The 8,096-nt window shown below is 71.5% G+C and carries 9 protein-coding genes; 5 read left to right on the top strand and 4 right to left on the bottom strand.

Annotated elements, in window-relative coordinates:
* Positions 1–70: 70 nt before the first annotated feature.
* Positions 71–955, bottom strand: a complete 885-nt coding sequence (locus ACGWYJ_RS18870) for an SMP-30/gluconolactonase/LRE family protein (protein WP_395107359.1) — start codon at positions 953–955, stop codon at positions 71–73.
* A 41-nt stretch (positions 956–996) separates the two neighbouring features.
* Positions 997–2,043 (bottom strand): LLM class flavin-dependent oxidoreductase, encoded by a 1,047-nt coding sequence (locus ACGWYJ_RS18865; RefSeq protein WP_395107358.1) that lies wholly within the window; start codon positions 2,041–2,043, stop codon positions 997–999.
* A gap of 165 nt (positions 2,044–2,208) precedes the next feature.
* Between ACGWYJ_RS18865 and ACGWYJ_RS18860 the strand changes: the two genes are divergently transcribed.
* From ACGWYJ_RS18860 to ACGWYJ_RS18845, 4 genes are all read left to right on the top strand, one after another.
* Positions 2,209–2,577, top strand: a complete 369-nt coding sequence (locus ACGWYJ_RS18860; RefSeq protein ID WP_395107357.1) for a metalloregulator ArsR/SmtB family transcription factor — start codon at positions 2,209–2,211, stop codon at positions 2,575–2,577.
* A gap of 106 nt (positions 2,578–2,683) precedes the next feature.
* Positions 2,684–3,085: an ArsI/CadI family heavy metal resistance metalloenzyme gene (locus ACGWYJ_RS18855; RefSeq protein WP_395107356.1), complete on the top strand. Its 402-nt coding sequence runs from the start codon at positions 2,684–2,686 to the stop codon at positions 3,083–3,085.
* 56 nt (positions 3,086–3,141) lie between these two features.
* A complete protein-coding gene (locus ACGWYJ_RS18850; RefSeq protein ID WP_395107355.1) occupies positions 3,142–3,489 on the top strand; it encodes an ArsR/SmtB family transcription factor in 348 nt (115 codons plus the stop codon).
* A gap of 6 nt (positions 3,490–3,495) precedes the next feature.
* Complete coding sequence (locus ACGWYJ_RS18845) at positions 3,496–4,746, top strand: GNAT family N-acetyltransferase (protein ID WP_395107354.1); 1,251 nt, start codon at positions 3,496–3,498, stop codon at positions 4,744–4,746.
* A gap of 29 nt (positions 4,747–4,775) precedes the next feature.
* Here ACGWYJ_RS18845 and ACGWYJ_RS18840 read toward each other — a convergent pair whose 3' ends face one another.
* Both ACGWYJ_RS18840 and ACGWYJ_RS18835 read right to left on the bottom strand, forming a co-directional pair.
* Positions 4,776–6,335, bottom strand: a complete 1,560-nt coding sequence (locus ACGWYJ_RS18840; RefSeq protein WP_395107353.1) for an AMP-binding protein — start codon at positions 6,333–6,335, stop codon at positions 4,776–4,778.
* A gap of 165 nt (positions 6,336–6,500) precedes the next feature.
* Positions 6,501–7,190 carry a GntR family transcriptional regulator gene (locus tag ACGWYJ_RS18835; protein WP_395107352.1) on the bottom strand — a complete coding sequence of 230 codons (690 nt, stop codon included), beginning with the start codon at positions 7,188–7,190 and terminating at the stop codon, positions 6,501–6,503.
* Between the two features lie 111 nt (positions 7,191–7,301).
* Here ACGWYJ_RS18835 and ACGWYJ_RS18830 point away from each other — a divergent pair, with 111 nt between their 5' ends.
* The gene (locus ACGWYJ_RS18830) at positions 7,302–8,093 is read left to right on the top strand and encodes an FAD binding domain-containing protein (RefSeq protein WP_395107351.1); all 792 of its coding nucleotides are present in this window, start codon (positions 7,302–7,304) and stop codon (positions 8,091–8,093) included.
* Positions 8,094–8,096: the final 3 nt, after the last annotated feature.

The raw sequence follows: 8,096 nt of genomic DNA, 5'->3' as shown, positions 1-8,096 counted from the left end.
TCGAAGTTGGCAGTCTCCGAGGCCGCCGGGTTGCCTCCGGAAAATGAACGTACGCCGACATGTCGGGCCTTCAGGCTCCGGGAACGGCGACCCGGACGGCGATGAGCCTGGCCTCGCGCGCCGCCTTGCGCGCGGTCTCGTGGAAGTCGGGTGCCACGCAGGCGAAGAGGGTCCTGCCGTCCGAGCCGCCGAGCGCGCAGGCGAAGGGCTGGGTCCCGGGCCTGACCTCGTCGACGATCTCGCCGCCCTCGATCACCCGGACGAGCCGCCCGCCGGTGGCGTCGGCGATCCACAGCGCGCCCTCCGCGTCGAGGCAGCAGCCGTCGGGCGCGACGGAGATCTGCGCCAGGGCCTTCTCGATCTCCCTGTCGGCGGGCAGGGGGCCGAACTCCGCCCATGTCCGGCGGTCGGCGAGCCGCCCGTCCTTGGTCAGGTCGAAGGCCGTGACGCGGTTGCCGAAGGTCTCGTTGACCAGCAGCACTCCGTCCGCTGTGATCACGCTTCCGTTGGGGAACCACACCTCGGTGGCGACCTCGGTCACCGTGCCGTCGGGGTCGGCCCGGTGCAGGCTCGCCGGTTCCAGCGGCGCGCCCCCCATGAGGTCGAAGCCGAAGTTGCCCGCGTACGCCCTGCCGTCCGCGTCGACCACCATGTCGTTGAGATGGCCCGTGGCGTGCCCGCTCAGATCGGCGTGCGTGACGAGCGTTCCATCGGGCTCCCGCCGCAGGATCCTCCGGTCGCGCATGGACACGACCAGCAGCCGGCCGTCCGGCAGCCAGCCCAGCCCGGAGGGCTGCTGCGGCACGGTGGCCTCGACGCGCAGGTCGGAGCCGTCCTCGCGGGCGGAGACCACCTGGTGGGTGTAGAAGTCGGACAGCCAGATCCGTTCGTCGTGCCAGCGCGGCCCCTCCAGGAAGGAGAAGCCGTCGATCAACGTGGCCGCCGTGTCCGCCATGGTCGTCCTCCTCTGGACGTGCGGGTCGTCGGGTACGCGGGTCAGGCCATCAGGTCGGCCAGCTCGGACATCTCCGTCTCCGGATCCACCACCGGCTGGATGACGATCTCGTCGACGCCGGACTTCTCCATGGCGGCGATGCGTTCGCGCAGCTGCGGGCGGGTGTCGACCAGCGCGAGCCTGTCCACCAGCGACGGGACGATCAGGTCACGGTCCTCGGGCTCGATACGGCCCAGATAGTTGCGGTACAGCGTCGCGTGCCGGCCGGGATCGCCCGCCGTGGTGCCGCGCCGTTCCAGCAGCCGCCGCATGGCGTCCGCCTCCTCCGGCTCCAGCGACTCCGCGAACGAGGGGTTGTCGGCGGCGAAGGTCAGCAGCGCCATCGCGACATGGCCCATCTTGTCCTTGGCCAGGTCGCCGTAGCGGTCCTCGCCTTCGCGGAGCACGTGCAGCGAGGTCATGACGTACGAGTCGGCGTCCTCGGGATGCCCCGCCTCGCGTGCGGCCTGCCGGCGCGCGGCCTCGAACGCCTCCCAGGCGTCCTTGGCCAGCACGCCGAAGGAGATGATCCCGGCGCCCCTGCGCCCGGCGATCGCGGCGGCCTTCACCCCGAACGCCGCCACCACGAACTCCACCGGGTCGTCCGTGTTCACGTACGGGCCGACGTGCAGGAATGTGATCGTCCGTGAGCGCTCGCCCTCGGCGTACACGGTCTCGCGCCCGGCCGTGAGGTCCTGGAGCGAGGCGGTGAACGACTCCAGCTCCGCCATCCTCGTCGGCAGCATGCCCAGCGTCCGCCGTGCCGTGTTCCCTGTGCCGATCCCGCAGATCAGGCGGCCCGGGGCGATCGCGTTCAGGCTCGCCACGGCCGCCGCGGCGGCGGGTGCCGAGCGCAGCGCGGGCGAGGTGACCCCGATCCCCAGCTTGATGCGGCGGGTCGCCTTCGCGCACAGCGCCAGCGAGACGAACGGATCCCCGTTGACCATCGGCGTGTCATAGACCCAGAAGCTGCTGAAGCCGAGGTCCTCGGCCCGTACGGCGAGATCCTCGACTCCCGGCCTGGCGGTCACCACGATTCCGGCGCGCATGGCCCCTCCTCGGGGACGGATCAGCGCTGATTAAGCGCATAGTCACACCACCCCGAAGCTTCGTCAAGGCATACGAACACGACATGTCACCGCCCGGCTCGTCCCTCGACATCCGCGTCGGGGGCCGGTTTGCGTTCGCTGTCTAGATGGATGTCAAATTAGGGCATGCCCAAGCCACCGCTCGCGGATCCGGCCGCCACGGAGTGCTGCGCCCCGATCGGCGGCCCGAGACTCGGCGAGGACGAGGCCGCCGAACTGGCCACGGTGTTCAAGGCGCTGGCCGACCCCGTCCGGCTCAGGCTGCTGAACCTGATCGCCTCGGCGGACGGCGGCGAGGTGTGCGTGTGCGACCTGACCGGCCCGTTCGACCTGACCGCTCCCACGATCTCCCATCACCTCAAGGTCCTGCGCCGGGCCGGACTGATCGAGGGAGAGCGGCGCGGCACCTGGGTCTACTACCGTCCCGTCCCCGAGCGGCTGACCCGCCTCGCGGGCCTGTTCGCGCTGCCCGCCCTCACCCCCGCGCGGACCTGACGGCCCACTATTGAGATGAACGTCTAATTTGACATCCGTCCAGGCGTGGAGGGACACTCGGGGCAAGCTGATTAGATAGATGTCTAATCAAGGCAGGGAGGCCCCGATGTCCCGCGTCCAGCTCGCGCTCCGCGTGTCCGACCTGGAAGGCTCGATCGCCTTCTACTCCGCGCTGTTCGCCACCGAGCCCGCCAAGCTGCGGCCGGGCTACGCCAACTTCGCCATCGCCGAGCCGCCGCTGAAGCTCGTCCTGATCGAGGGCGAGGGGGACGAACCGACCCGCCTGGATCACCTGGGCGTCGAGGTCGAGACCTCCGGCCAGGTACGCGACGCCGCCGAGCGGCTCACCGGCGCCGGCCTGGACACCCTGAGCGAGAACGACACCGCATGCTGCTACGCCCTGCAGGACAAGGTCTGGGTCCGCGGCCCCGGCGACGAGCCGTGGGAGGTCTACACCGTCAAAGCCGACGCCGACACCCTCTCCAAGGAGGGTCCGGGCTGCTGCTGAGCGACCGCCACCAGGACCTTGCCCGCGGCGGTTCAATCGTTTATCGTCGATGAACGATGAAGCGAACGGAGACCGCCCGGCCGCTCGACCGGCCCACCGCCGCGGAGTACGCGTCCTGGTTCAAGGCCCTGGCAGACCCCACCCGCATCCAGATCGTGTCGCTGCTGGCCCGGCACGGGGCACCCATGACCGTGGGGCGGATCGTCGAGGCCGTGGAGGTGGGCCAGTCCACCGTGTCGGCCCATCTCAAACACCTGGCGGCGGTGCGGTTCGTGCTCGCCGAGCGGCAGGGCACCGCCACCCTCTACCGGATCAACGACGCCTGCGTCGACTGCTTCCCCAGTGCCGCCGACGTCGTCATGGGACGTCCCGTCCCGGCGGTCCCCGGCCCCTGCCAGGAGTGATGAGCCATGCCACAGCAGCCATCCCGCGAACAGATCATCGCCCGCTACTCCGACCTCGCCCGTACGGCGGCCACCGGCGGCCGGCCCAGCGACGGCGGCCCCGGCGCCGAGCCCGACGCCTGCTGCGGCGCCGCCGCCTACCCCGCGGGCGAACCGGTCCCCGAAGCGGCCCGGCGGGCCAGCCTCGGGTGCGGCAACCCGCTGGCCGTCGCCGAGATCGCGCCGGGCGAGACCGTGCTGGACCTCGGCTCGGGCGGCGGCCTGGACGTGATCCTGTCCGCCCGCCGGACCGGGCCCGCCGGACGCGTCTACGGCCTGGACGCCAGCACCGACATGATCGCCCTGGCCACCGCCAACGCCCGCCAGGCCGGCGCGGGCAACGTCGAGTTCCTGCACGGTCACCTGGAGGAGATCCCGCTGCCCGACAGGCACATCGACGTGGTCATCTCCAACTGCGTCATCAACCTGTCCACCGACAAGCCCGCCGCCCTCGCCGAGGCGTTCCGCGTGCTCCGTCCCGGCGGCCGCCTCGGGATCACCGATGTCATCGCCGCGGACGGCCTCAGCCCCGAGCGCCGCCGGGCCGCCGAGGAGGCCACCGGCTGCGCCGCCGGAACCGTCACGGCCGACGACTACCGCGACCAGCTCCTGGACGCCGGGTTCACCACCGCCACCGTCCAGGTCACGCACCCGCTCACCGGCGGCGCCCTGCACTCGGCGATCGTCAAGGCCACCAAGCCCGCCGCGCCGGACGGGGTGGAGATCCGCCCGATGCGCGCCACCGACGCCGCCCAGGTCCTGGCCATCTACCAGGAAGGACTCGACACCGGCCACGCCGGCTTCGAGGTCACCGCGCCCTCCTGGGAGGACTTCGACGCGGGCAAGCTCCCCCGCCACCGCCACGTCGCCGTCGACACCGCCACCGGAGACCTGCTCGGCTGGGTCGCCGTCTCGCCCGTCTCGTCCCGCCGCGTGTACCGAGGCGTGGTCGAGAACTCGGTCTACGTCGGTACCGCCGCACGCGGCCGAGGCGTCGGCGCCGCGCTGCTCACCGCCCTCATCGACTCCACCGAGACCGCCGGGATCTGGACGATCCAGAGCGGCGTCTTCCCGGAGAACACCGTCAGCCTCGCCCTCCACGAACGCGCGGGCTTCCGAGTCGTGGGCACACGCGAACGCATCGGCCGCCACCACGGCCGCTGGCGCGACGTCCTCTTCATCGAACGCCGCAGCCCCACCGCCGGAACCGACCACTGACGGAACGGGTCGTCCGCCGACACGGCTCCTCAGCCGATCTTGGTGTCGCGGGATGCCCAGTAGGGGTCGCGCAGTCGCCGCTTGAGCGTCTTGCCGGACGGGTTGCGAGGGATCTCCTCGATTCGGTCGAACCCTCGGGGGGTCTTGTAGTTGGCCAGGTGTTCCCGGCAGAAGTCGCGCAGTTGCTCGTCGGTGACGGTGCCGCCGGGAGACAGGACGATCGCGGCGTGCACGGCTTCGCCCCACTCGTCGGAAGGGATGCCGAACACGGCGGCGTCCGCCACCGCCGGGTGGGCGGTCAGGACGGCCTCGATCTCGGCCGGATAGATGTTCATCCCACCCGAGATGATCATGTCGGTGCGGCGGTCGCAGATGTAGTAGAAGCCCTCTTCGTCGCGGTAGGCGATGTCGCCGACCGTCAGCCAGTCGCCGTGGCTCGCGTCGCGGAACTTGCCCTCCGCCTTGTAGTACGCGTTGAACGTGGCGGCGCCGCGCACGTAGAGGTCGCCGGGCACGTGCGGTTCCTCGATGGGCCGCCCGTCGGTGTCGAACAGCGCGATCTCGACGCCGGGCGCCGCCCGTCCGCAACTGCCGGGCTTGCGCAGCTGGTCCTCGGGACGCAGGATCGTGTCGACGCCGAGCTCGGTGGAGCCGTACACCTCGAACAGCGAGCCCTCCCCGATCTTGTCGATATACCGGCGCTTGAGCTCGAAGGGCCAGGGCGCCGCGTTGGCGATCATGCGGCGCAGCGAGGACAGGTCCCTGGCCCGGATCGTCTCGTCGGGCAGGTCCAGCACCCGGCGGATCGGCGTCGGGGCGGAGAACGTGGTGGTCACCCGGTGCTCCTCGACCAGGTCCAGCCAGCGCTCGGGGGAGAAGTCGCGCATGACCACCACGGTCCCGCCCATGAGCTGGACGAGCCCCATGAAGCTCATCGGGCCGGAATGGTAAAGGGGACCGGTCGTAAGGTAGACGTCCCCGGGTTCGAAGCCGATCTCCGCGACCAGCCCGGCCACCAGCGCCGGGTCGGCCTCGCCCCGTACGACGCCCTTCGGCTTGCCGGTCGTTCCGGAGGTGTAGAACATCGAGGTCCCGGCGGCCGGATCGGCTCCGCGGACGACCGGCTCGGTCTCCGGGCTCGTGGCGGCCAGCGCGTCGAGCGAGGACGCCCACCCCGGGACGTCGCGGTCCGCGCCGCCCCAGGACAGCCAGGCACGCACGTTCTCGGCCTGGCGTGACGCCGCCTCCAACTGGGGCGCCTGCTCGGCGTCGAACACCACGAGGGCGGCGTCGGCGTTCTCGACGACATAGGCCGCCTCCTCCGGGCTGAGGCGGTAGTTCAGCGGCACCCCGACGGCGCCGCACTTGCGCAGGGCCGAGATCAACGCGACGACCTCGCCGCTGTTGCGGCCGCACCACACGACCTTGGTGCCCGCCCGGACGTCGTGGTCGGTCAGCACGTTGGCATACCGGTTGACCAGCGCGTTGAACGCGGCGTAGGTCAGCCGCCGCGCGCCCTCGATCAGCGCGGTCCTCGACGGAGCGGCGGCCGCCATCGCCGCCAGCGGGTCGTGCGCGGGTGCGGTCAAGGTGATCGACCTCCTGGTCGCGGGCGTCCCACGGTGCCCGCCGGCGGTGCGCCGTCCGACGAGCGCCTCGCGATCAAATAAACGACAACAAGCAAGCACTTACAAGCCGTCGTCCGGGAAAAACCCGCGCCGCACCGGTCACGCGGTCATCCGGTCACCGGCCGCCTACGCCTGGTGTTTCGGCATCCCGTACGGGTCGTGGGGGGTGTCGGCGTAGAACCACTGGTGGTCCCGGGCGTGGCGGCAGGCGGCTTCGATGTCGCCCGCCGCCATGACGTCGAGCAGTTCGCGATGCTCCTCGGCGACCCGTTCGAGTTTGGGTCGGATGACCATCAGGGCGATGGCCGTGCGCGCCTCTATCTGCAGCGCCTCCCATGAGCGGGTCAGCAGCGCGTTGCCGCCCGCCTGCACGACGTGCCGGTGGAAACGCGCGCTGGCCAGGCCGATGCCGTGGACGTCGTCGGCCTGGGCGCAGCGGTCCATCTCCTCGACCGCCTCCTCCAGGCGGTCGAAGGGCAGGGTCCCGGCCAGCATGGCGAGCCGCGTCGCGGTCTCCTCCAGCGCGGCCCGCACGATGTACGCCTCGCGGATCGTCTGCTCGGCGAACGGGAGGACCCGGCTGCCATGGCGGGGCCGGCTCTCGATGAGGCCGAGGCCCTCAAGCTGGCGCAGCGCCTCCCGCACCGGGGCCTGGCTCGTCCCGAACTCACGGGCGATCCTCGTCTCGATCAGCCGGTCGCCCGCGCCGAGCTCGCCGGAGACGATCCGCTGGAGCAGGCCGTCGCGGATCTGCCGGCTCAGCGTCGGCCGCGTCGAGCGCGGGGCGGCGGACGGGTTCGCCGTGGGGTCTGACAACACAACTCCTCGCGTAGGTCCACGGTGCGGGTCCACGGTCCTGAAGCGCCCTTGACGCTCTCGGATCATGCTATCTACGCTCAATTATCGATATCGATAATAGGAGCGGCCATGCTGACCTCCGTTCAGGTACCCGAGAGCGCCGAGGAGGCACGCGCGGCGCTCCAGGACGGGGCCGTACCGCTCGGCGGCGGCACCCATCTCATGGCGCGGGCGGCCGACCGGGCGGACGGCGACCTCCGGCTGGTGAGCCTGCGCAAGGCGGGACTGGGCGGCATCGACGTCGAGGGCGACACGGTGACGCTGGGCGCGGCCACCACGCTCGCCGAGATCGAGGACGACGATCGGCTGGGCCACCTGGCCGGTTGTGTCCGGTCGATCGCCTCGCCACCGGTCCGCGGCCTCGCCACGGTGGCCGGCAACCTGTTCGTACCGCAGCCGTACGGCGACCTGGCGGTGGCCCTCCTGGCGCTGGACGCGGAGCTGGACGTGCTCGGCGCCGACGGCGCGCGCAGCGAGTCGCTTGAGCGGGTCATCGAGGACGGTCTCCGGCCCGGTGACCTGGTGACCCGCGTACGGTTCACGGCCACGGACGCGTTCCGCTTCTACAAGGCGAGCCGGCGGCGCCTCAACTCGGCCTCGATCGTCACCGTGGCGGCCCGGATCGTGGTGAGGGACGGGCTGGTCGAGGACGTCCGTCTCGCGCTCGGTGGGGTGGCGCGCCGCGTGGTCCGGGCGGCCGGCGCCGAGCGCGTCCTGCGGGGCGCCCCGTTGAACGCCGAGGTCGTCGCGCGGGCGGCGGAGGCGGCCGCTATCGACCCGTTCGACGACGCCTATGCCTCCGCCTGGTACCGCGCCCGGGTCTTCCCCGTCCACCTGCGTCGTGCCCTGCTCGGGGCCTGAAAG

Source organism: Actinomadura sp. SCN-SB, from assembly GCF_043906805.1.
GTDB lineage: Bacteria > Actinomycetota > Actinomycetes > Streptosporangiales > Streptosporangiaceae > Spirillospora.
Note: the sequence above shows the minus strand (reverse complement) of the source record. Positions and strands in the feature narration are given on the sequence as shown.

Coding starts and splice junctions, on each gene's coding strand:
- ACGWYJ_RS18870 (WP_395107359.1), bottom strand. CDS start 955: ATGGCGGACACGGCGGCCACGTTGATCGACGGCTTCTCCTTCCTGGAG.
- ACGWYJ_RS18865 (WP_395107358.1), bottom strand. CDS start 2,043: ATGCGCGCCGGAATCGTGGTGACCGCCAGGCCGGGAGTCGAGGATCTC.
- ACGWYJ_RS18860 (WP_395107357.1), top strand. CDS start 2,209: ATGCCCAAGCCACCGCTCGCGGATCCGGCCGCCACGGAGTGCTGCGCC.
- ACGWYJ_RS18855 (WP_395107356.1), top strand. CDS start 2,684: ATGTCCCGCGTCCAGCTCGCGCTCCGCGTGTCCGACCTGGAAGGCTCG.
- ACGWYJ_RS18850 (WP_395107355.1), top strand. CDS start 3,142: ATGAAGCGAACGGAGACCGCCCGGCCGCTCGACCGGCCCACCGCCGCG.
- ACGWYJ_RS18845 (WP_395107354.1), top strand. CDS start 3,496: ATGCCACAGCAGCCATCCCGCGAACAGATCATCGCCCGCTACTCCGAC.
- ACGWYJ_RS18830 (WP_395107351.1), top strand. CDS start 7,302: ATGCTGACCTCCGTTCAGGTACCCGAGAGCGCCGAGGAGGCACGCGCG.